The sequence below is a fragment of the Escherichia sp. E2562 genome (genome assembly GCF_005781075.1).
Lineage (GTDB): Bacteria > Pseudomonadota > Gammaproteobacteria > Enterobacterales > Enterobacteriaceae > Escherichia.
The window spans coordinates 118,669-142,492 of sequence record NZ_VATM01000001.1; the positions used below are offsets into that span (position 1 = coordinate 118,669).

The window sequence follows — 23,824 nt, forward strand, 5'->3', positions numbered from 1 at the left end:
GATGACAAAGAGCGCTTTGTCATGCCGGATGCGGCGTGAACGCCTTATCCGACCTACAAAAACCTGCAAATTCAATATATTGCAGGATACGTGTGGGCCTGATAAGCGTAGCGCATCAGGCAATTTTGCTTTTGGCGAAAAAAAGACCCGCAGAGCGGGCCTTGAGATAAGCAGAGAGGAATATCTTACAGAACGTCGATCGCGTTCAGTTCCTGGAATGCTTTTTCCAGACGAGCGATCATCGAAGTCTGACCGGCACGCAGCCATACGCGCGGATCGTAGTATTTCTTGTTCGGCTGATCTTCGCCTTTAGGGTTGCCCAGCTGGCCCTGCAGGTAAGCTTCGTTCGCTTTGTAGTAGTTCAGTACACCTTCCCAGGTCGCCCATTGGGTGTCGGTATCGATGTTCATTTTAACTACACCGTAGCTTACGGAGTCTTTGATTTCCTGAGCAGTAGAACCGGAACCGCCGTGGAATACGAAGTTCAGGCTGTTGTGCGGCAGGTTGTGTTTCTTAGAAACATATTCCTGGGAGTCGCGCAGGATGGTCGGAGTCAGAACAACGTTACCCGGCTTGTAAACACCGTGTACGTTACCGAAGGAAGCTGCGATGGTGAAGCGCGGGCTGATTTTGCTCAGCTCGGTGTATGCGTAATCAACGTCTTCCGGCTGGGTGTACAGTGCAGAAGCGTCCATGTGGCTGTTGTCCACGCCGTCTTCTTCACCACCGGTGCAACCCAGTTCGATTTCCAGAGTCATGCCGATTTTGGACATGCGCTCCAGGTATTTAGAGCAGATTTCGATGTTCTCTTGCAGAGATTCTTCAGACAGGTCGATCATGTGAGAAGAGAACAGCGGCTTACCGGTAGCAGCGAAGTGTTTTTCACCCGCGTCCAGCAGACCGTCGATCCACGGCAGCAGTTTCTTCGCGCAGTGGTCGGTATGCAGGATAACCGGAACACCATAGTGTTCAGCCATCTGATGAACGTGATGCGCACCAGAGATCGCACCCAGGATAGCAGCGCCCTGCGGAACGTCAGATTTCACGCCTTTACCAGCGATAAAGGAAGCACCACCGTTGGAGAACTGAACGATAACCGGCGCTTTAACTTTAGCAGCGGTTTCCAGTACGGCGTTGATGGAGTCAGTACCGACGCAGTTTACTGCTGGCAGTGCGAAGTTGTTTTCTTTTGCTACCTGGAAAACTTTCTGTACGTCATCACCAGTGATTACGCCAGGTTTTACGAAATCAAAAATCTTAGACATGTCTCTTGTCCTGTATCGTCGGGCCTTATACTCGCCATACCTCAAGTTGCTGTGCTGCAACTCGAATTATTTAGAGTATGAAAAAGTGCGTGCTTTAAAAGCGCGCTGCAACAAGGGCAGGTTTCCCTGCCCTGTGATTTTTTACTTCTTAGCGCGCTCTTCGAGCATCGCTACTGCAGGCAGTACTTTACCTTCCACGAATTCGAGGAATGCGCCGCCGCCAGTGGAGATGTAGGAGATTTTGTCAGCAATGCCGAACAGGTCGATTGCTGCCAGAGTGTCGCCGCCGCCAGCGATGGAGAACGCTTCGCTGTCTGCGATAGCGTTAGCCACGATTTCAGTACCTTTGCGGAAGTTCGGGAATTCGAACACGCCAACCGGACCGTTCCACAGAATGGTTTTCGCATTCTTCAGGATTTCAGCCAGTTCCTGAGCGGAAGCATCACCGATATCCAGGATCTGCTCGTCAGCTTTCACATCGTTAACAGATTTCAGAGTAGCCGGAGCGGTTTCAGAGAACTCAGTCGCTACGCGAACATCGGACGGAACCGGGATGTTGCAGGTGGTCAGCAGACGTTTTGCTTCGTCAACCAGGTCAGCTTCGTACAGAGATTTACCCACATCGTGGCCTTGTGCCGCGATAAAGGTGTTAGCGATACCACCACCAACAATCAGCTGGTCAGCGATTTTAGACAGGGAGTCCAGAACGGTCAGTTTGGTAGATACTTTAGAACCACCAACGATAGCCACCATCGGGCGAGCAGGTTCTTTCAGTGCTTTACCCAGCGCGTCCAGTTCAGCTGCCAGCAGCGGGCCTGCGCACGCAACGTCAGCGAATTTACCGATACCGTGAGTAGAAGCCTGCGCGCGGTGAGCAGTACCGAATGCGTCCATTACGAACACGTCACACAGTGCAGCGTATTTTTTGGACAGGGTTTCGTCGTCTTTCTTCTCACCTTTGTTGAAGCGAACGTTTTCCAGAACAACCAGTTCACCTTCAGCAACGTCAACGCCGTCGAGGTAATCTTTAACCAGACGAACCGGGTTAGCCAGTTTGTCTTTCAGGTAGTTAACAACCGGCAGCAGAGAGAATTCTTCGTTGTACTCGCCTTCGGTAGGACGACCCAGGTGGGAAGTTACCATCACTTTCGCGCCTTGTTTCAGGGCCAGTTCGATGGTCGGCAGAGAAGCACGGATACGCGCGTCGCTGGTTACTTTCCCGTCTTTTACTGGTACGTTCAGATCCGCACGGATAAATACACGTTTCCCAGCAAGATCCAGATCGGTCATCTTAATTACAGACATGGTGAATCCTCTCGTTGATTCTAAAAGTTTTGCAGACGCTGCTTGCGTCTTACCTGAAAGCAACAGTAGCCATAGCTAACGTCGTGTCGAGCATTCGGTTAGCAAAGCCCCATTCGTTATCGCACCAGACCAACGTTTTGATCAGGTGTGCGCCACTGACCCGGGTTTGGGTGCCATCGACAATGGCACTGTGCGGATCGTGGTTAAAATCTACAGAGACCAACGGTAATTCCGTATAGTCAACTATACCATGAAATGCACCTTGTGCTGCTTTTTGCAGCAACAGGTTGACTTCATTGGCTTTTACAGGTTTCTTCACCGTCACGCTTAAATCGATTGCCGTCACATTTATGGTTGGCACACGTACCGCAATCGCTTCAAAGCGATCGTTAAATTGCGGAAAAAATCGTGTGATACCGGCGGCCAGTTTGGTATCGACCGGAATGATCGACTGGCTGGCTGCCCGGGTGCGGCGCAGGTCAGGATGGTATGCATCAATAACCTGTTGATCGTGCATGGCGGAGTGAATTGTAGTCACAGTGCCGGACTCAATACCGTACGCATCATCCAACAATTTGATGACAGGAATTATGCAATTCGTGGTACAGGAAGCGTTAGAAACGATGCGGTGTTCCGCACGAAGTTGATCCTGATTGACGCCGTAAACAACGGTCGCGTCGAGATCGTTACTGCCAGGATGTGAAAAGAGCACTTTTTTGGCCCCGGCGGCAATGTGCGCTTCGCCATGCTCGCGGGTGCCATATACGCCGGTGCAGTCGAGAACCACATCAACGCCTAGTTCACGCCAGGGAAGCGATTGCAGTGAACGTTCATGCAATACGCGGATGACATCATCACCAACAAAAAGTTGATCACGTTCCTCACGGACTTCCCATGCAAAACGGCCATGACTGGTGTCATATTTCAACAAATGCGCCATGCCCGCAGCATCCGCCAGTTCGTTGATTGCCACCACGGTAATTTCCGCCCGGCGTCCTGATTCATACAAAGCACGAACCACATTACGCCCGATGCGACCGAAGCCATTTATCGCTACGCGTACGGTCATAGATCTCCTGCAAGGCTTTCCCTGAGCAAATTTGCCAGACAGAGTAATCCAGCAAATCGTTCGGGGAAACCTTACCTGTCGCAAACTGCGACTGATTGGTTAATTGTCGAACATTTAATCGACTGAAACGCTTCAGCTAGGATAAGCGAAACATGGAATAAAAGGAATGATTGTCCAGTCAAAGAAGACAATTATCTGACTTGCGTCACGTTTTCCGGCCTGATGCGTTGGAATTTATTCCACTTTGCAGAATCACGAATAAGCGTAGCAAAATCTTTTCGTTGTGCCGTCATAAACCCTGACTTATATCAGAATATGACTGATGCAGCGTCGATATTCACCCGTAGCTGTCATCATTAAGGTCAAATTTGCAGGCAGACTCTCTTCAAGCACCCGGCGAACATTCGGACCGTCGGTACGTTCATAAAAGGCTTCTGCATCTGCCAGCGATAACCCCCCCGCCAGCTTGCGCCCCACCAGCCGTTCACGCAATGCAGCTGCGGGCGCGTTGATAAAGATCGAAAAATCACAAAATTGCGCAAGCTGGCGCCACTTCTCATCATCCAGCAACAACCAGTTTCCTTCGACGATGATTATTGGTGCGGTAACGTGCAACGCATCTTCTACCGGATCATGTTTTTGTCGATCGTACTGCGGCCACGTACAATCCCCTTCCACGACCTGGCGCAGATTTTCCGCCAGTTTCGCAACGTCGAATGTCTCTGGTGCACCTTTGAAGGGGCGTAATTGATGCGCATCCAGCCAGCTATTGTAATGGTGAAAACCATCCATCGGCAGCGTCTGAATAGCGGGCAGTTCCGGGTCTTGTTGCGCGAGATATTCCCAGAAGGTAGTTAATGTAGATTTACCCGTCCCCGGCGGAGCGCAAAGAAAAACCACCGTACGTCGCTGCGGATTTACCGCCTGTAAGGCCGCCAGCATACGCAGTAGCGGTTTATGTACATTCTCAATTTCATCATCAGAGTACTGCGCCTGTACCTTTAGTCCATTCACCGTCAGTTCGATTTTCACGGCGTTAATTCCTTTAAAGTTGTCGTTACTGCCAGCGTCAGCGCCGTTTTGACCATCCCGCTAAAACGCGCCTCTGACCAGACGGCGAAATCGGCGAACTTCATCGCTTTTAACGCATCGTAGAGCGTCGCATTGCGGGTTATGCTATTGACGTTGCTGATAAAATCCCAGGTTATATCATCGGTAAATCCGGGCGTTTCATCCTGTTCGTTCAGGTAATGCCAGAACTGGGAAAAGTGCGTGATATCGGCATACAGCCATTTATCCATTTTCCCCAGCGCATAAATCAAACGCAGCGCAACATCAATATCGTCAAGCGGGCCGCTTTGGGCGAGTAACGGCTTCACTGCATATTCGACGATCTCTTCATCGTTATCGACAAACAGCGACGGCAGAAACTGGCGTATCCCCAGGAGCAAAATAGAATGCGCAGTTTTCATAAATGACAATAAATTGTCCTGTGCGTCCAGTTGCTCAAGCACATCATCTTCTGTCAGCGTCGCCATTCGTCTTCCGATAGATCACCATCAATGCAGGGAGTCTATTATATTACACGTTTGGTCCGCGCCGCCGATCAGTAATGTCTGCGTCCGCACCCAATTCGCCGTCTGTTGGATACCGTTCACCAGCTCGCCGCTCGTCACGCCCGTAGCGCTAAAGAGGATATCGTTCCCCTCACCAGTTCATCGAGTGAGTACACACGGTTGACTTCAACCCCCATCTCCTTACAACGCTTACGCTCCTGTTCTGCGATTTGCCGATTTTCGGTGTAGTCACCTTTGGCCTGGCAAAAATCGATTAATTCCGCCTGCATATCCCCACCCAACGCTTTAACAGCACAGGCAGAAATAACGCCTTCCGGTGCGCCACCGATGGTGTACATCACATCGTAAGGATTATCCTGCCAGCAGGTCAGCACGCTGGCGGCGACATCGCCATCCGGCAGGGCAAAAACCTTCACGCCCAGCTGTGTTGCTTCCTCAATTGCGGCTCTCAGGCGCGGTTTATCCAGCGTAACCATGCGCAGCTTGTCCAGCGGTTTGCCTAACGCTTTCGCCACGTTGCGCAGGTTGTCCGCCAGGGGCAAAGACAGATCAATCACCCCGGCAGCCAGTCGATTAACAACCAGCTTTTTCATATACATATCGGGCGCATGTAACAGGCTATCTCGAGGGGCGAAAGCCATGACCGCCAGCGCATTGCTCTGCCCCATCGCCACCATCCGCGTGCCTTCAATGGGATCAACCGCGATATCGACTTCTGGCCCATCGCCTTTGCCCACCTCTTCGCCAATCCACAGCATCGGCGCATGGTCAATTTCTCCCTCGTCGATAACCACTCGCCCACGAAAAGCGACGTCGTTCAACGCCTGGCGCATCGCGGTGACCGCCAGGCCATCAATTTTATTTTTGTCGCCACAGCCGGTTTGCGGCCAGGCAGCCAACGCTGCCTGTTCCGTAACGCGAAATAATGGCCACGCCAGGGACATCATTGCGCGGCCTCCCCAATATCAACGCCAAATTGCGCCAGCAGATATTTCTCGGCCTGTTCATTCCAGATGCCGTGCGTTTCCTCAACCAGCCGCGCCAGCTCTTTAAACAGCGGATCGGTTTTGCCTTTTTCGGCAAAATCGGCAATGGCAGTGAGCGGCATGGTCACGCCGTTATAAATGAGTTTTTTACCGCCAGGGATATCCGGCAGATTGAGCACGGTTTCTGGCACCGCATCCAGCCCACCGATATGGGTCACCATAAACGACGGCTGCAACTGCCCCGTGGCGCTAAGGGCAATAGCCTCTTTCATGTCATCCGTTGAACCACCGGATGTACCGACGACGTGCGTGCTGTTGTAATGGACGTTGTAGAAATTAAACGGCACTTTGAAGTTTTTATCCGTCGGACCGGCGAAGAAGTTCAGGCAGCCATCTTCCGCCAGTAATTCATCCGCCATTTCAACAACAGCAGGCACCGCCGCATAAACAAAAATGTCATCGAACCCGGCATCATCCGTCAGCGCCCGTAGCATCTGGACAGGATCGCTCATCCCTTTGGTATTCACATACACCAGCTCAATGCCTTTACTGGCCGCCAGCTCCACTGGCAGCAACTTCTGCACCTGCGCCAGACGTTTGTCGTCGATATCGACCACCACCACCCGCGACGGTTGTATGCCGCCGTTAATGGCATAATCGATAGCGCCAATTCCCATCGGACCTGCACACGCCAGCAGTGCAATATTGCCGCCAGGTTTGACGCCCATGCGATGCTCATAAACATATTGCGTGGTGTGATAATTGGCATGATAAGCGCCAATAATGCAGCACATAGGCTCTGCCAGCGACGCCGCAGCAAAATAAGAGCCGTGATACGGTAATACGCAGCCCAAATTAATGGCTACCTCTGGAATAATCATATAGGTGGCGTTACCGCCAAAATATTCGTAGCTGTAGCCCGCTGAATATCCGCTTGGTAACCCCATCGCCGGTTGCAATACAAAACGCTGACCTTTTTTATATTTGTCGGTGAGATTTTTACCCACTTCGACAATAACCCCGGCACATTCATGCCCGGTAATGACCGGATGATTTTCTAAATCGTCGGGTACGCGTTTATGTTCACTACCGAGTAACGCCGCTTTCCAGGTCGATAAACAGACGCTGTCAGAAATTACACTCACTAACAGTTCATTATCGGTAATTTCTGGCAATTCAAATTCGCGCAGACGGACATCCCGCTTGCCATAAATAGCAGCAACTTTGGTTTTCATTTTTACCTCTGCAATCAGTTTTTATGTTCGGCGGTTAATTGATTAAATAAAGTGTCGAGTTTTGGATCGCCAATATAGTTATTAATCAATATCAGCGTTTTATCCGTCACACGTTTCACGCGCCCTTCCAGACTGGCATGAGTAACGACGATATCCGCATCCGCAGGCACGTTTTCTATGGCGTAATGTTTTACTTCAATTGCCAGCCCTGCTTTTTCCAGGCGTTTACGGAAGGTGGTTGCGCCCATCGCGCTGGAGCCCATCCCTGCATCGCAAACAAAGGCAATACGCTTAACACGGCTTAACGAGAATGCGCCTTCCTGCTTCATTGCTTTAACCGCATTGGCTGACTCGGTAAATTCATCTTCGCTCTCAGTCTCCACTGTTTTTTCCATCTTCAGTATCAGGGAAGTGATGACAAAGGACACCAGCGTGCCTACCGTAACTCCGGCAATTGTCGCCAGGAACGAGCCTTTCGGCGTCAGCGCCAGGTAAGCAAAGATAGAACCTGGGCTTGGGCCTGCAACCAGACCACCGTCCAGCAAATTAAACATCCAGGTGCCAGACATACCGCCCGCAATCATGGCGATAATGGTCAACGGCTTCATCAGCACATACGGGAAATACAGTTCGTGGATCCCACCGAGGAAGTGAATAATCATCGCACCAGGTGCAGAGCGCTTACTCATCCCTTTACCAAACAGAGTGAATGCCAGCAGCAGTCCTAAGCCGGGCCCAGGGTTGGATGCCACCATAAAGAAGATGGATTTGCCATTAACTGATGCCTGTTGCATCCCCAGCGGATAATAGACGCCCTGATCTATCGCGTTATTGAGGAAAAGCACTTTCGCCGGTTCATTGATGACTGACAGCAAAGGCAGATAGCCTGCATGTACCAGTGCTTCAATACACTCTTTGACGAAAGTATTGGCAATTAACACCGCCGGGCCGATGACTTCAAAACCCAGCAAACAGAGAATCATCCCAGCGATACCTAATGAGAAGTTATTGATAACCATCTCAAAACCAGCAGGTATGCGTTTTTCCAGTGCTTTATCAATATATTTTATGACCAGCCCACCTAACGGTCCCATGATCATTGAGCCAAGGAACATCGGAATTTCAGCACCGACAATAACGCCAATCGTCCCTATTCCGCCCATGACCGCACCGCGTTTACCACCGACCAGATGACCACCTGTAGAACCAATCATCACGGGCAATAAATAGGTAATCATCGGGCCGACAATTTTGGCGAAATGTTCGTTAGGCAGCCAACCAGTAGGAATAAATAATGCAGTAATAAAACCCCAGGCAATAAAAGCACCAATATTGGGGATGACCATTGCTGTCAAAAAGCCCCCAAAAGCCTGGACCTTTGCACGAGCAGACTTGTTTTCCATAATATTATCCTGTAGAGGAGAGAGTAATTATCCGCGGTTGATTATGTCCGCTAATTGTTTTTCTGATGTTGCTGTTAAGAGTTGTTCGAGTATTTCTTCTTCGCACAGTAATTCACTTAACGCCTGAATAGCGCCAATGTGCGAATCAGCATCGGCAGCCGAAAGCCCGATGAGTAATTTAATCGGTTCGTCATTCCCCGGGAAATACACTGGTCGTTCGAGTAATGTCAGTGACATCCCGGTTTTAAGCGCCCCACATTCCGGTCGCGCATGAGGCATCGCCACGCCTGGTGCGAGAATATAATAAGGACCATTGCTAATGGTGGAATCTTTAATAGCCTGAATGTAATTCTCGCTGATATAGTTTTTATCCAGCAATGATGCCATCGAGAAATCGATAGCTTCCTGCCAGTCTTTTGCTGAATGTATAACTGAGATTGATGACTCTGGAAAATAATCAATAAGCCGCACAAATCATCCTTATTTTATTTTTACGGTACCGTCCGGCGGTAAAAATAAAATACTCGTGCGGTTTAATGAAAGCAATTGGGTACGCGAGAAGAAAACCCCCATAAACCAAAATAATAAAACCTTAAATAACAACAATATGAAATTGATATTTTTAAAGTTAACTTTGTATTTGTTATGTTTGTCACAAAATCAATATTTTGTTTGTTATTGTATTTGTGATGCATATCTCTATTTGTTTATTGAATGTTCGAAAACATACTTTTCTAATGCAATGTTTTTTCGCTATACCCCTTTATAGATTCTGAATTCTCACCTGTCGGCTGTTTTCTCCTCCCCTCATGTGACATATTCCCACACTTTACTCAAGGAAGATTGTCATGAAAGCACCTGTTTCAATAACCTCATTCCGCCCACAAAAATCTATTGCTATCGCCATTGGCGTGCTTGCCGTGGTTGTGCTGCCATTTCTCTCGTATTACACCGTTAATGAAGGTGAACGCGGCATTTTGCTGCGCTACGGAAAAATCGTAAAAGTTGCCGAGCCGGGTCTGGGTTTTAAGATCCCTTTTATGGAAAGCGTGGAGAAAATTTCCACGCGTAATCAGGCTGTGGTCTATCAGGGATTACAGGCCTACAGCCGCGACCAGCAACCGGCACAAATGACAGTATCAGTCAGCTTCCACATAAAACCTTCAGAAGCAGGCGCGGTTTATACCACCTACAACACCATTGAAGCATTAAAAGATCGTCTGATTGTCCGTCAGTTGCCAACTCAACTGGAGAACGTTTTCGGCCAATATACCGCCATCAGCGCCGTACAGGATCGTACAAAACTGGTTCAGGATCTGCAAAATGCCATGCGCAAAGCCGTTGTTGGGCCAGTGGTAATTGACGGGGTCCAGATTGAAAACATCGATTTTTCTGACGCTTATGAAAAGTCGATTGAAGACCGAATGAAAGCAGAAGTCGCCATTGCCACGCGTAAGCAAAATCTGGAAACAGAGAAAATCCAGGCGCAAATTGCGGTAACTCAGGCCCAGGCAGAAGCAGACAGTAAACTGGCGGCAGCCAAAGCAGAAGCAGAGACTATTCGCGTAAGAGGCGCGGCCGAAGCTGAAACTATTCGTTTAAAAAGTGCGGCTGAAGCAGAAGCTATCCGCCTGCGCGGGGAAGCCCTGCGAGATAATCCCGGACTTGTTGCCCTCACCACTGCTGAGCGCTGGGACGGTAAGCTGCCCGATACCATGATTCCAGGTAGCACAGTTCCGTTTATCTCTACTAAGTAAAAAAAGGGCCGCTTTCGCGGCCCTTCTCACAAAGCATCTTACCGATTACAGCAACGCTTTTGCTTTCGCAACAACGTTGTCAACGGTGAAGCCGAACTCTTCAAACAGCAGTTCAGCCGGAGCAGATTCACCGAAGGTGGTCATACCGACGATAGCGCCATTCAGGCCAACATACTTGTACCAGTAGTCAGCAATGCCTGCTTCTACTGCAACACGAGCAGTAACCGCTTTCGGCAGTACAGACTCACGGTAAGCCGCATCCTGCTTGTCGAACGCATCGGTAGACGGCATGGAAACCACGCGCGCTTTCACGCCTTCGGCAGTCAGTTTTTCGTAGGCAGCAACCGCCAGTTCAACTTCAGAACCGGTCGCGATGAAAATCAGTTCCGGCTGACCAGCACAGTCTTTCAGCACATAACCACCGCGCGCGATGTTTGCCAGCTGCTCTTCAGTACGTTCCTGCTGCGCCAGGTTCTGACGGGAGAGGATCAGCGCGGTCGGGCCGTCCTGACGCTCAACGCCGTATTTCCACGCGACCGCGGATTCAACCTGGTCACACGGACGCCATGTAGACATGTTCGGGGTCACGCGCAGAGAGGCGACCTGCTCTACCGGCTGGTGAGTCGGGCCATCTTCGCCCAGACCGATGGAGTCGTGGGTGTAAACCATCACCTGGCGCTGTTTCATCAGCGCAGCCATACGTACGGCATTACGTGCGTATTCCACGAACATCAGGAAGGTGGAGGTGTACGGCAGGAAACCACCGTGCAGGGAGATACCGTTAGCAATCGCGGTCATACCGAACTCGCGAACACCGTAGTGGATGTAGTTACCCGCAGCATCTTCGTTGATTGCTTTAGAACCAGACCACAGGGTCAGGTTAGACGGTGCCAGGTCAGCGGAGCCGCCGAGGAATTCCGGCAACAGCGGACCGAACGCTTCGATAGCATTCTGAGACGCTTTACGGCTGGCGATTTTCGCCGGATTAGCTTGCAGTTTAGCAATGAACTCTTTCGCTTTCGCGTCGAAGTCAGACGGCATTTCGCCTTTCATACGGCGGGTAAATTCAGCGGCTTCCTGCGGATAAGCTTTCGCGTAAGCAGCGAATTTCTCGTTCCATGCGGATTCTTTCGCCTGGCCTGCTTCTTTCGCATCCCACTGAGCATAGATTTCAGACGGGATTTCGAACGGCGCATATTTCCAGCCCAGCTGTTCGCGGGTCAGGGCAATTTCAGCGTCGCCCAGCGGCGCACCGTGGGAGTCGTGCGTACCGGCTTTGTTCGGGGAACCGAAACCGATGATGGTTTTGCACATCAGCAGGGACGGTTTGTCGGTCACTGCGCGCGCTTCTTCTACTGCGCGTTTGATGGATGCTGCGTCATGACCGTCGATGTCGCGAATAACGTGCCAGCCGTAGGCTTCGAAACGCATTGCGGTGTCGTCGGTAAACCAGCCTTCAACGTGACCATCGATAGAAATACCGTTGTCATCGTAGAACGCAATCAGTTTACCCAGCTTCAGCGTACCCGCCAGAGAGCAAACTTCGTGGGAGATGCCTTCCATCATGCAGCCGTCGCCCATGAAGGCGTAGGTGTAGTGGTCGACAATGTCGTGACCCGGACGGTTAAACTGCGCCGCCAGCGTTTTTTCTGCAATCGCCATACCGACTGCGTTGGCAATACCCTGACCCAGCGGACCAGTGGTGGTTTCCACACCAGCGGTGTAACCCACTTCCGGGTGACCCGGAGTTTTGGAGTGCAGCTGACGGAAGTTTTTCAGTTCTTCCATCGGCAGATCGTAACCGGTGAGGTGCAGCAAGCTGTAGATCAGCATGGAGCCGTGGCCGTTGGACAGCACGAAGCGGTCACGGTCAGCCCAGGACGGATTCTGCGGGTTGTGTTTCAGGAAATCACGCCACAGGACTTCGGCAATGTCAGCCATACCCATCGGGGCGCCCGGGTGACCGGATTTGGCTTTCTGTACTGCGTCCATGCTCAGCGCACGAATAGCATTGGCAAGCTCTTTACGTGAGGACATTTTGACTCCAGATCGGATGATGAAGGGCACGCCCTTAACGACTTGACGACAGCGCGTTTTGGGCTACGCCGGAAAATTTGCCAACAATTTACCGCAAGCCGCGCGTCATGTACATGGAACATCCTTTTGCCGTTTCAGAAATCTCTGGATCATGCTCGCATGTTGCGCAATCTGCTCGCCCGTCCGCTGCGCTTTTTCTTATACTTAGGACGAGCGTCGATTCACCTGCAAACGGCGCATTTTTAGAATAATCCTGACCTTGTGCGGAAGAGAAAACATGAAAATTCGCGCCTTATTGGTAGCAATGAGCATGGCAACGGTACTGACCGGTTGCCAGAATATGGACTCCAGTGGACTGCTCTCATCAGGAGCGGAAGCTTTTCAGGCTTACAGTTTGAGCGATGCGCAGGTAAAAGCCCTGAGCGATCAGGCGTGCCAGGAGATGGACAGCAAGGCGACGATTGCGCCAGACGGTAGTGAATACGCTAAACGTCTGACCACTATTGCTAATGCGCTGGGAAATAACATCAACGGCCAGCCGGTAAATTACAAAGTGTATATGGCGAAGGATGTGAATGCCTTTGCGATGGCAAACGGCTGTATCCGCGTCTATAGCGGCCTGATGGATATGATGACCGATAACGAAGTCGAAGCGGTGATCGGTCATGAAATGGGCCATGTGGCGTTAGGCCATGTGAAGAAAGGGATGCAGGTAGCACTTGGTACAAATGCCGTGCGAGTAGCTGCGGCCTCTGCGGGCGGGATTGTCGGCAGTTTATCGCAATCACAACTCGGTGACTTGGGCGAAAAATTAGTCAATTCGCAATTCTCCCAGCGCCAGGAAGCAGAGGCGGATGATTATTCCTACGATATGCTGCGTCAACGCGGCATCAGCCCGGCAGGCCTTGCCACCAGCTTTGAAAAACTGGCGAAACTGGAAGAAGGCCGCCAAAGTTCAATGTTTGACGACCATCCAGCATCCGCCGAACGCGCCCAGCATATTCGCGATCGTATGAGCGCGGATGGGATAAAGTGATTTCATATTTCTCCGACAGGAATGTCGGAGAAATTTTCATTCAGGGCCGGCCACAGTCATTAAACAAGCTCAATCATTTGGGGCATCAATTCGCTTCGTAGATTGCTTTCTCTGGTGTATCCAATCGCACCTCTACTACATCGGCAGTGCTTACGCCACAAGCCCAGGCAAAAGCCGTCTCTGTTCCTTCAGGTAATGGAGTATCCCAGGGTAAAGTACGCCACGGACTCCCCTGCTCTTTTAATAAAGATGTAATGGCTTTCTTAAAAAGAATATGGGTAATCAGGTGCCGTTTATCCGTTGCTTTCCAGTACCAACGGGCCAGCAAAAAATGTCCGGCCAATTCGCGCCAGCTTCTATAATGTTGCTGCACGCGTCTGGCTGCCAGCATCGAAAAATCGACCATTTCACGCTGGGTAATGTATCCCACTTGCGCCCCGCTATTACATAGCATGACAAAACGCACCATATCCCAGGCACAAAAATCTATGTCGCATATTTTACGTCGATTTTTTCTGACCATCTGTAGCTGCCACAAACGCTCTTTCGCTTCGCTACTTGATTTCGCGTTCTGAGCTAATTGCTGAGCGAACGCGCGATACTCAGCATCCGGCATTTCGCTATCGTGTTTGATCTGTTCTTCATAAACTGAACGATGCCCTGCTACAAACAAAGCTAAGAGTTGCTCAAGTAACGAATCCCGATCAAAGACGCCCCACATGTCAGCAAGTGACTCAACTTCACTTTTGCAATCATTCTCTGCTTCCACGGAATCATCATTAACGACTCGTCGCGCCCAGTGATTGTTACCCGCAATGGCATAAGGCGCGCCGACTGCCATCGCCCAACGTTCAGCCGCAGGAATTTTTTGAATTGAGGGATCTTTACAGGATGCTTTGAAAAGGCGATGTCCGGCGAACACCAGGCCATAACCAATCCACAAAACAGCCACAAATGCGAGAATAAGTATTATCGCTACCAGATAAAGGGCATATTTTCCTATTGTCAGTAAGACACCCAGCCAGGAAGAGTCTTGCTCCGTAACTGTTTGCTCCACCGATGTCAAAGGGGACTCACTGACCCGGTCTGGCGCGGTCCTCGTCAACACAGGGGAATCCATATGTTGCTTGAATGAGCGTTTTTTTAGCAAATCTATTTTTTTCTGCATCTCATCAGTAACCCGACCGTTTTTTTCAAACTCGTGTAACGATGCAATATCAATCGCAGCAATCTTCCATTTACCATCCCCTTCCCGGATTAATTCCATTGGAATATCAATATCAGATTGGTGACCAAAAAAAGCACCAATCTGCGCCTTGTCGCCTTCGACGAAGGTCGCTAAAGGATCGCTATAACTGGGGAAACGTCGTTTACACGTTTTGGGTGACTCTTGCCAGTATTTCAGTACAGGCTCCATTAAAGCAGGCGTAAATACTTGCTGCATTTCCGCAAGGCGATCGTGCGAATCTGTGCTGGTGACAAACTCAGGGCCACATAATGCGTGATAACTCTTTTTGACGACAGAGGAAATGGCCTCTTTATCTTGTTGCAGCTGTGCGGCAATTTTCTGTTTTTCTGCTCTATCGCAGCCAGTTGATAAAAGAAATAACAAACAAAGAAGAGGCTTCCAGGGAAGAGTGCGTTTCATCTATTTATTCCATTAAAAACGCGATAATAACAATCCATTAAAAAACAGCAGTCAGGGTAAAGATGACTTAATTAACAGGATAGGTTTTAAATGATAAGTCCCTTGTGCCAGACAAGGGACTGTGCAAAAAATTCAACCTGGCAGATTACTTACTCGCCCTTTTTCGCCGCCTGAATATACAGCATCTCCAGCGCCAGCGTCGCCGCAGCCAGAGCGGTGATTTCAGACTGATCGTATGCCGGAGCCACTTCCACTACGTCCATCCCAACGATGTTGAGATCTTTCAGGCCGCGTACCAGTTTAATGGCGCGATCGGAGGTCAGGCCGCCAATTACCGGCGTACCGGTTCCCGGCGCGAAAGCAGGATCCAGGCAGTCGATATCAAAGGTCAGGTAAACCGGCATATCACCCACAATCTGTTTCACCTGGGCGATAACGTCATCCACGCTGCGATCGTTCACCTGGCAGGCGTCCAGCACGGTAAAGCCGTTGTCTTTATCAAACTCGGTACGAATACCAATCTGCACGGAATGATTCGGGTCGATCAGACCTTCTTTCGGCGCAGTATAGAACATGGTGCCGTGGTCAAATTCACAACCGTTCGCGTAGGTATCGGTGTGGGCGTCAAAGTGTACCAGCGCCATTTTGCCGAAATGCTTCGCATGAGCGCGCAGCAGCGGCAGCGTCACAAAATGGTCACCACCGAAGGAGAGCATACGCTTACCGGCAGCCAGCAGCTTCTCGGCGTGTGCCTGCAGTTTCTCGCTCATCTCACGGGCATCGCCGAAGGCATATACCAGATCACCGCAGTCCACCACGTTCAGACGCTCACGCATGTCGAAATTCCACGGGAAGCGGTTGTGTTCCCAGGCCAGATTTGTCGAAACCTGACGGATAGCTGCCGGACCGTGGCGACCACCCGCACGACCAGAAGTGGCCATATCGAACGGCACGCCAGTAATCACCCAGTCAGCATCGCTGTCATATGGCTGGAAGTTCATCGGCAGGCGTAAAAAACCAAAGGCGTTGGAAACCAGTGAGTTATCGTATTGATGACCTAAGGTGCTCATGGATGGACTCCTATTACAAAGTCGATATAAAAAAACCCTTCCGCGTCGTTAGGCCCGACGAGGAAGGGTTGGATTTGCGAAACACAAGTTTGTGCTAATTATCGCCTTAAATGGGCGAGGCATCAAGCGAGGTTGCTATTTACGGCACGGCGGCGGCGCATAGCCATTGTTGTCTGCCGGAAAGGCTTGTCCAGAGCACGGCGGCAGCGCGTTTTGCGCCGGGCCTTGTAATTCAAAGGCGGCAAAGCCGATTACACCGGTATTACGCACATCGCCTTGCGCCGAATTGGCTGCGTAGGAATCAGCAACGTTGGCGAACTGAAAAGCCGCTTCGGTATGTTTATCTTTGCGGAATCCTTTAATCGCTAACGAATCTCCGGCATTCACAATATAACCGTTGTTATTCAGCGAACCTTGTTTACCGTTCAGAACATCCAGGCCATCAACCGTAGCAACGATCTCGTAGTTGGTGTTACGACTGTAATTGCGGACATATAATTGATAATTCATTCCTACTCTGGCATGGACAATATAGCGTGGTTCATTATTTGATGAATCATAAACCCGCGTAATAGGTAGTGAATTAAAATTAGCATCGCGAATAGCATATTCCAGTTCGTTAATACGAATGCTATAAACGCGGTCGTAGCCGGAAGGAACATTAGCTGAATAACTAATAACGATCATCTCCGCCGGATCGCGCCAGGCTCACTCAGCAGATACGCCCTGAACCGTTGAGTGCACATCCCCACCCCAGGCAGTGCCGACATCGCCAGATGCACTGCTATTATACTGCGCGTTACTGGAACAACCTGCCAACAACACGACTAATGCGACCAGCGCGCCACGTACTTTCCATTTTTTCATAACCGTTCCCTCTGCATTTAATTAATGCAGCGATTGTAGGGAGATTATTTAATAAGAAAAGTAGCTAAATTATTTTTAAGAATATATAAAAAGAAAGCGGGCCAATTTACGTAAATAAATCGACCCGCCAGCGGAATAATCTTAATTATTCATCTTCAAGATAGGTATAACCGTATAAACCTGCCTCGAACTCTTCCAGGAACTGTTGTTGCAGTTCAGCATCAAGATCGGTTTTCTTCACTTGATCACGGAACTGAGTTAACAGCGTTTTCGGATCGAGCTGTACATATTGCAGCATGTCCGCCACGGTATCGCCTTCGTCAGACAGTTCCACTTCTACGCTGCCGTCAGGGAAGACGAACACGTCAACCGCTTCGGTATCACCGAACAGGTTGTGCATGTTGCCGAGGATCTCCTGATATGCGCCGACCATAAAGAAACCGAGCATCGGCGGATTCTCCGGATCGTACTCCGGCATTGGCATTGTCGTGGCAATACCGTCACCATCGATATAGTGGTCGATAGCACCGTCAGAGTCACAGGTAATATCCAGCAGCACAGCGCGGCGTTCCGGCACTTGATCCAGCCCTTCCAGCGGCAGTACCGGGAACAACTGGTCGATCCCCCATGCGTCCGGCATCGACTGGAACAGCGAGAAGTTGACGTACATTTTGTCCGCCATACGTTCCTGCAGCTCGTCGATAATCGGACGATGAGCACGGTTTTGCGGATCCAGTTGCTTTTGCACTTCATGGCACATGCTCAAATAAAGCTGCTCAGCCCATGCGCGTTCTTGCAGGCTAAAGGTGCCAGAAGAGTAGCCGATATGAATATCGTGCAGATCCATCTGGCTGTCGTGCAACCATTCACGCAGAGAACGGCGAGTTCCCGGTTCGTGCATTTCCTGCCAGGTTTCCCACATGCTTTGCAGTGCGCGCGGCGCATCTTCTGCGGGCGCGGTCGGCACCGTGTATTCGTTACGTTCCACGCCGATGATATTCGACACCAGCACGGTGTGATGCGCAGTCACCGCACGACCCGATTCGGTGATTACCGTCGGATGCGGCAGACCATTTTCTTCACACGCATCACCAATCGCCCAGATGATATTGTTGGCGTATTCATTGAGGCCGTAGTTCACCGAGCAGTCAGACTGCGAACGGGTACCTTCATAGTCCACGCCCAGACCGCCGCCGACGTCGAAGCACTGAATATTGACGCCCAGCTTGTGCAGTTCCACATAGAAACGTGCGGATTCACGAACGCCCGTGGCGATATCGCGAATATTCGCCATCTGCGAACCAAGGTGGAAGTGCAGCAATTGCAGGCTGTCGAGACGCCCGGCTTCACGCAGCGTTTCAACCAATTGCAGTACCTGAGTCGCTGCCAGGCCGAACTTCGATTTTTCCCCGCCGGAAGATTGCCATTTACCCGAACCCTGTGAGGCCAGACGTGCACGCACGCCCAGACGAGGAACGACATTCAGACGTTCTGCTTCATCCAGCACAATGGCGATTTCTGACATCTTCTCAATGACCAGATAGACCTTGTGGCCCATCTTCTCGCCAATTAATGCCAAGCGGATATATTCGCGGTCTTTATAACCGTTGCAGACGATGACGCTGCGGGTCATGCCAGCATGCGCCAGAACGGCCATCAACTCTGCTTTCGAGCCTGCTTCCAGTCCCAACGGTTCGCCAGAATGAATCAGGGACTCAATCACGCGGCGATGCTGGTTAACTTTGATCGGATAAACGAGGAAGTAGTCACCGTTATAACCGTAGGATTCACGCGCACGTTTAAACGCGGCGTTTATGGAACGCAAACGGTGCTGCAGGATCTGCGGGAAACAGAACAGTGCAGGCAGACGCTGGCCCTGTGCTTCGCGGGTTTTCACCAACTGCGCGAGATCGACGCGAGCTTCCGGTACGTCCGGGTCCGGGCACACGCTGATGTGGCCCAGCTCGTTAACGTCATAGTAGTTATTGCCCCACCAGGCAATATTGTAAGTACGCAGCATCTTGCTGGCTTCCTGGGAGCTCATTGCAACCTCCTGCATGGAGCGTAGTACACCGTGTTCGCCCGCTGACGAAGGCAAACTCATAGACATGTCGTCAGACATAGCGAACCTCAAATTATTTTATTAAGTGTAAAACAGTTAACCACTATCGCAGCCTGAAACTGCGATAACAACCCATAAGCACATGGATTTTCCAGCAGTGTATGCTGACGCTCCGACTGCGCAACCGGTTTCTTTTTCATAACATTATTAAGCACATAACCGAACGTAAGTGTGACAGTTCGGCGAAACCACGAGAAAACTCTTGTTTTTACAAGAGCGCCCTTGTTCAGTCCTCAGTAACTGTAACCAGCTCTTGAATCCTGAGAAGCGCCGAGATGGGTATAACATCGGCAGGTATGCAAAGCAGAGATGCAGAGTGCGGGGAACGAATCTTCACCAGAACGGTGAGACAGGTTAAGCAGCAGACAACGGTTCATTATTTCGTATCACCTCCACGGTCGCCCGTTAAGACGAACCCACAAGCCAAAACTCTGATTTCAACCCGGCTGGAAGTGGCAACACGAAAGAAACGTCGTGTGCTTTTTATTTAAGCCGCGCGTCGCGTTTTATACCCCACAATGGCAGAAAATTGCAAAAGATAAATACAAAGAATGCCAGCATTGTCAGGAAAAATTTCCAGCCACGTTTTTAACAGAATGAGACACGATTCAAAAAAAAGTGGAAATCGGGTGAAGGATTGACCTAAAATAGCCATCCAGATGTTAATCCATCCATACTGATTAACACTCAGACTGCCAGTGTTTTTAACCTGTCGAGTCGTGGTAGGATCCGCTCCCACAGAAAATCCACACAACAGTTTGAGCTAACCAAATTCTCTTTAGGTGATATTAAATATGGCAAAACACCTTTTTACGTCCGAGTCCGTCTCTGAAGGGCATCCTGACAAAATTGCTGACCAAATCTCTGATGCCGTTTTAGACGCGATCCTCGAACAGGATCCGAAAGCACGCGTTGCTTGCGAAACCTACGTAAAAACCGGCATGGTTTTAGTTGGCGGTGAAATCACCACCAGCGCCTGGGTAGACATCGAAGAGATCACCCGTAACACCGTTCGCGAAATTGGCTATGTACATTCCGACATGGGCTTTGACGCTAACTCCTGTGCGGTCCTGAGCGCCATCGGCAAACAATCTCCTGACATCAACCAGGGCGTTGACCGTGCCGATCCGCTGGAACAGGGCGCGGGCGACCAGGGTCTGATGTTTGGCTACGCAACCAACGAAACCGACGTGCTGATGCCAGCACCTATCACCTATGCACACCGTCTGGTACAGCGTCAGGCTGAAGTGCGTAAAAACGGCACTCTGCCGTGGTTGCGCCCGGACGCGAAAAGCCAGGTGACTTTCCAGTATGACGACGGCAAAATCGTCGGCATCGATGCTGTTGTGCTTTCCACTCAGCACTCTGAAGATATCGACCAGAAATCGCTGCAAGAAGCGGTAATGGAAGAGATCATCAAGCCGATTCTGCCGGCTGAATGGCTGACTTCAGCAACCAAATTCTTCATCAACCCGACCGGACGTTTTGTTATCGGCGGCCCGATGGGTGACTGCGGTCTGACTGGTCGTAAAATTATCGTAGATACCTACGGCGGCATGGCACGTCACGGTGGCGGCGCGTTCTCTGGTAAAGATCCGTCAAAAGTGGACCGTTCTGCAGCGTACGCAGCACGTTATGTCGCGAAAAACATCGTTGCTGCTGGCCTGGCCGATCGTTGTGAAATTCAGGTTTCCTACGCAATTGGCGTGGCTGAACCGACCTCCATCATGGTGGAAACTTTCGGTACCGAGAAAGTGCCTTCTGAACAGCTGACCCTGCTGGTACGTGAGTTCTTCGACCTGCGTCCATACGGTCTGATTCAGATGCTGGATCTGCTGCACCCGATCTACAAAGAAACCGCAGCATACGGTCACTTTGGTCGCGAACATTTCCCGTGGGAAAAAACCGACAAAGCGCAACTGCTGCGTGAAGCTGCCGGTCTGAAGTAATCTTTCTTCACCTGCTTTCAAAGGCCAGCCTCGCGCTGGCCTTTTCTTTTACCTCACCGCGGTGGATAGGCGTTCACGCCGCATCCGGCAAAAAGCCGCCCGCGCAATGACATCATTCTTCCTGAACACGTTTTACCCGCAAATCATCATCACGATTGAAACCGATTACACCAGCAACACAGAGCAAATATTCACAATATTTTCATCGTATGATTCATTTTTTATAATCGTTACATTTCTTTTCAGTTAAGTCTTAAATGCAGATAACTGTGTTTAACCTATGATTATATAACTCAATTATTTTCATACACTTAAATTATAATCATAATGAATGTTAGTGTAAGCGATTACACTGATGTGATTTGCTTCACATCTTTTTACGTCGTACTCACCTATCTTAATTCACAATAAAAAATAACCATATTGGAGGGCATCATGCCTGACGCTAAAAAACAGGGGCGGTCAAACAAGGCAATGACGTTTTTCGTCTGCTTCCTTGCTGCTCTGGCGGGATTACTCTTTGGCCTGGATATCGGTGTAATTGCTGGCGCACTGCCGTTTATTGCAGATGAATTCCAGATTACTTCGCACACGCAAGAATGGGTCGTAAGCTCCATGATGTTTGGTGCCGCAGTCGGTGCGGTGGGTAGCGGCTGGCTCTCCTTTAAACTCGGGCGCAAAAAGAGCCTGATGATCGGCGCAATCCTGTTTGTTGCCGGTTCGCTGTTCTCTGCCGCTGCACCGAACGTTGAAGTGCTGATTCTTTCCCGCGTGCTGCTGGGACTGGCGGTAGGTGTGGCCTCCTATACCGCGCCGCTGTACCTCTCCGAAATTGCGCCAGAGAAAATCCGCGGCAGTATGATCTCGATGTATCAGTTGATGATCACTATCGGGATCCTCGGTGCTTATCTTTCTGATACCGCCTTCAGCTACACCGGTGCATGGCGCTGGATGCTGGGTGTGATTATCATCCCGGCAATTCTGCTACTGATTGGCGTCTTCTTCCTGCCAGACAGCCCACGTTGGTTTGCTGCCAAACGCCGCTTTGTTGATGCCGAACGCGTGCTACTGCGCCTGCGCGACACCAGCGCGGAAGCCAAACGTGAACTGGATGAAATCCGTGAAAGTTTGCAGGTTAAACAAAGCGGTTGGGCGCTGTTTAAAGAGAACAGTAACTTCCGTCGCGCGGTGTTCCTGGGTGTACTGTTGCAGGTGATGCAGCAATTCACCGGGATGAACGTCATCATGTATTACGCGCCAAAAATCTTCGAACTGGCGGGATATACCAACACGACGGAACAAATGTGGGGGACCGTGATTGTCGGCCTGACCAACGTACTTGCCACCTTTATCGCAATCGGTCTTGTTGACCGTTGGGGACGTAAACCAACGTTGACGCTGGGCTTCATGGTGATGGCTGTGGGCATGGGCGTACTGGGTACAATGATGCATATCGGTATTCACTCACCGTCGGCGCAATATTTCGCCATCGCCATGCTGCTGATGTTTATTGTCGGTTTTGCCATGAGCGCGGGTCCGTTGATTTGGGTACTGTGTTCTGAAATCCAGCCGCTGAAAGGCCGCGACTTCGGTATCACCTGCTCCACCGCTACCAACTGGATTGCCAACATGATTGTCGGCGCAACCTTCCTGACCATGCTCAACACGCTGGGCAACGCCAATACCTTCTGGGTTTACGCAGGTCTGAATGTGCTGTTTATCCTGCTGACACTGTGGCTGGTGCCGGAAACCAAACACGTTTCGCTGGAACACATTGAACGTAATCTGATGAAAGGTCGTAAACTGCGCGAAATCGGCGCTCACGATTAATCTCCTCAGGCTTCCTCCCGTCGCGGAGGAAGCCACCTCTTGCAGTCATCTTTTCTTCGCTCTATCCTCTGCCGCTATGAAAACATCCCGTCTCCCTATCGCCATCCAACAGGCTGTTATGCGTCGCCTGCGGGAAAAACTCGCCCAGGCCAACCTGAAGCTGGGGCGTAACTATCCGGAGCCAAAACTCTCTTATACCCAGCGTGGCACATCCGCCGGAACGGCCTGGCTGGAAAGCTATGAAATTCGCCTCAATCCCGTTTTGCTGTTGGAAAACAGTGAAGCCTTTATTGAAGAAGTGGTGCCACACGAACTGGCGCATCTGCTGGTGTGGAAGCACTTCGGTCGCGTAGCGCCACATGGCAAAGAGTGGAAGTGGATGATGGAAAGCGTGCTGGGCGTTCCCGCCCGCCGTACGCATCAGTTTGAACTGCAATCCGTGCGCCGTAACACTTTCCCCTACCGTTGCAAATGCCAGGAGCATCAGCTTACCGTACGTCGTCATAACCGCGTGGTACGAGGCGAAGCCGTCTATCGCTGCGTTCACTGCGGCGAACAACTGGTTGCTCAATAACCAGCAGAACTATCAGGAATTTTACTGATCTGGCTGATTGCATACCAAAACAACTTTCGCTACGTTGCTCGCTCGTTTTAACACGGAGTAAGTG

General features: G+C 50.6%; 20 protein-coding genes and 2 pseudogenes. 5 read left to right on the forward strand and 17 right to left on the reverse strand.

The window, feature by feature from the left end:
- Positions 1-185: 185 nt before the first annotated feature.
- The 9 genes and pseudogenes from fbaA to cmtB all read right to left on the reverse strand — a co-directional run bounded on the left by fbaA (position 186) and on the right by cmtB (position 9,311).
- On the reverse strand, positions 186-1,265 hold the full coding sequence (gene fbaA / locus FEK43_RS00510; RefSeq protein ID WP_000034372.1) for a class II fructose-bisphosphate aldolase: 1,080 nt from the start codon (positions 1,263-1,265) through the stop codon (positions 186-188).
- A 141-nt stretch (positions 1,266-1,406) separates the two neighbouring features.
- The gene (gene pgk, locus FEK43_RS00515; RefSeq protein WP_135407780.1) at positions 1,407-2,570 is read right to left on the reverse strand and encodes a phosphoglycerate kinase; all 1,164 of its coding nucleotides are present in this window, start codon (positions 2,568-2,570) and stop codon (positions 1,407-1,409) included.
- 49 nt (positions 2,571-2,619) lie between these two features.
- Positions 2,620-3,639, reverse strand: a complete 1,020-nt coding sequence (gene epd / locus FEK43_RS00520) for an erythrose-4-phosphate dehydrogenase (protein ID WP_135407782.1) — start codon at positions 3,637-3,639, stop codon at positions 2,620-2,622.
- A gap of 303 nt (positions 3,640-3,942) precedes the next feature.
- On the reverse strand, positions 3,943-4,671 hold the full coding sequence (locus FEK43_RS00525) for a nucleoside/nucleotide kinase family protein (RefSeq protein ID WP_135407784.1): 729 nt from the start codon (positions 4,669-4,671) through the stop codon (positions 3,943-3,945).
- Positions 4,668-5,177 (reverse strand): fumarase E, encoded by a 510-nt coding sequence (gene fumE / locus FEK43_RS00530; protein WP_130207875.1) that lies wholly within the window; start codon positions 5,175-5,177, stop codon positions 4,668-4,670. The genes FEK43_RS00525 and fumE overlap by 4 nt, the downstream gene beginning before the upstream one ends.
- Before the next feature lie 21 nt (positions 5,178-5,198).
- Positions 5,199-6,163, reverse strand: a pseudogene (gene glpX, locus FEK43_RS00535) (class II fructose-bisphosphatase).
- Entirely contained in the window at positions 6,160-7,437 is a 1,278-nt protein-coding gene (locus tag FEK43_RS00540) for a zinc-binding dehydrogenase (RefSeq protein WP_130207879.1), read from the reverse strand. Before FEK43_RS00540 ends, glpX begins: the two are co-directional and overlap by 4 nt.
- 14 nt (positions 7,438-7,451) lie before the next feature.
- Positions 7,452-8,840 carry a PTS mannitol transporter subunit IICB gene (cmtA, locus tag FEK43_RS00545; protein WP_135407786.1) on the reverse strand — a complete coding sequence of 463 codons (1,389 nt, stop codon included), beginning with the start codon at positions 8,838-8,840 and terminating at the stop codon, positions 7,452-7,454.
- Positions 8,841-8,867: 27 nt separating this feature from the next.
- Positions 8,868-9,311 (reverse strand): PTS mannitol transporter subunit IIA, encoded by a 444-nt coding sequence (gene cmtB, locus FEK43_RS00550; protein WP_135407789.1) that lies wholly within the window; start codon positions 9,309-9,311, stop codon positions 8,868-8,870.
- A 377-nt stretch (positions 9,312-9,688) separates the two neighbouring features.
- Between cmtB and FEK43_RS00560 the strand changes: the two genes are divergently transcribed.
- The gene (locus FEK43_RS00560; protein WP_000646923.1) at positions 9,689-10,597 is read left to right on the forward strand and encodes a prohibitin family protein; all 909 of its coding nucleotides are present in this window, start codon (positions 9,689-9,691) and stop codon (positions 10,595-10,597) included.
- 45 nt (positions 10,598-10,642) lie between these two features.
- Here the strand turns inward: FEK43_RS00560 and tkt are convergent, their stop codons facing one another.
- Positions 10,643-12,634 carry a transketolase gene (gene tkt / locus FEK43_RS00565; RefSeq protein ID WP_000098613.1) on the reverse strand — a complete coding sequence of 664 codons (1,992 nt, stop codon included), beginning with the start codon at positions 12,632-12,634 and terminating at the stop codon, positions 10,643-10,645.
- A gap of 277 nt (positions 12,635-12,911) precedes the next feature.
- On the opposite strand from tkt, the gene loiP reads away from it, so the two are divergent.
- On the forward strand, positions 12,912-13,670 hold the full coding sequence (loiP, locus tag FEK43_RS00575; protein ID WP_135407791.1) for a metalloprotease LoiP: 759 nt from the start codon (positions 12,912-12,914) through the stop codon (positions 13,668-13,670).
- 85 nt (positions 13,671-13,755) lie between these two features.
- Here the strand turns inward: loiP and FEK43_RS00580 are convergent, their stop codons facing one another.
- From FEK43_RS00580 to FEK43_RS23295, 7 genes and pseudogenes are all read right to left on the reverse strand, one after another.
- Positions 13,756-15,318: a DUF1266 domain-containing protein gene (locus FEK43_RS00580; protein ID WP_138158395.1), complete on the reverse strand. Its 1,563-nt coding sequence runs from the start codon at positions 15,316-15,318 to the stop codon at positions 13,756-13,758.
- A 149-nt stretch (positions 15,319-15,467) separates the two neighbouring features.
- Positions 15,468-16,388 (reverse strand): agmatinase, encoded by a 921-nt coding sequence (speB, locus tag FEK43_RS00585; protein WP_000105566.1) that lies wholly within the window; start codon positions 16,386-16,388, stop codon positions 15,468-15,470.
- A 135-nt stretch (positions 16,389-16,523) separates the two neighbouring features.
- Positions 16,524-17,255, reverse strand: a pseudogene (locus FEK43_RS00590) (hypothetical protein).
- A 145-nt stretch (positions 17,256-17,400) separates the two neighbouring features.
- Positions 17,401-19,377 (reverse strand): biosynthetic arginine decarboxylase, encoded by a 1,977-nt coding sequence (gene speA / locus FEK43_RS00595; RefSeq protein WP_010347927.1) that lies wholly within the window; start codon positions 19,375-19,377, stop codon positions 17,401-17,403.
- Between the two features lie 8 nt (positions 19,378-19,385).
- Positions 19,386-19,517, reverse strand: a complete 132-nt coding sequence (yqgB, locus tag FEK43_RS00600) for an acid stress response protein YqgB (RefSeq protein ID WP_001338822.1) — start codon at positions 19,515-19,517, stop codon at positions 19,386-19,388.
- A gap of 93 nt (positions 19,518-19,610) precedes the next feature.
- Entirely contained in the window at positions 19,611-19,754 is a 144-nt protein-coding gene (gene yqgG / locus FEK43_RS23290; protein WP_001297404.1) for a protein YqgG, read from the reverse strand.
- Positions 19,755-19,864: 110 nt separating this feature from the next.
- A complete protein-coding gene (locus tag FEK43_RS23295; protein ID WP_135407793.1) occupies positions 19,865-20,116 on the reverse strand; it encodes a hypothetical protein in 252 nt (83 codons plus the stop codon).
- A 55-nt stretch (positions 20,117-20,171) separates the two neighbouring features.
- Here FEK43_RS23295 and metK point away from each other — a divergent pair, with 55 nt between their 5' ends.
- The 3 genes from metK to FEK43_RS00615 all read left to right on the forward strand — a co-directional run bounded on the left by metK (position 20,172) and on the right by FEK43_RS00615 (position 23,730).
- Positions 20,172-21,326 carry a methionine adenosyltransferase gene (metK, locus tag FEK43_RS00605; protein WP_130207895.1) on the forward strand — a complete coding sequence of 385 codons (1,155 nt, stop codon included), beginning with the start codon at positions 20,172-20,174 and terminating at the stop codon, positions 21,324-21,326.
- Between the two features lie 435 nt (positions 21,327-21,761).
- A complete protein-coding gene (gene galP / locus FEK43_RS00610; RefSeq protein ID WP_130207899.1) occupies positions 21,762-23,156 on the forward strand; it encodes a galactose/proton symporter in 1,395 nt (464 codons plus the stop codon).
- Between the two features lie 76 nt (positions 23,157-23,232).
- Positions 23,233-23,730 (forward strand): SprT family zinc-dependent metalloprotease, encoded by a 498-nt coding sequence (locus FEK43_RS00615; RefSeq protein WP_130259425.1) that lies wholly within the window; start codon positions 23,233-23,235, stop codon positions 23,728-23,730.
- Positions 23,731-23,824 lie beyond the last annotated feature (94 nt).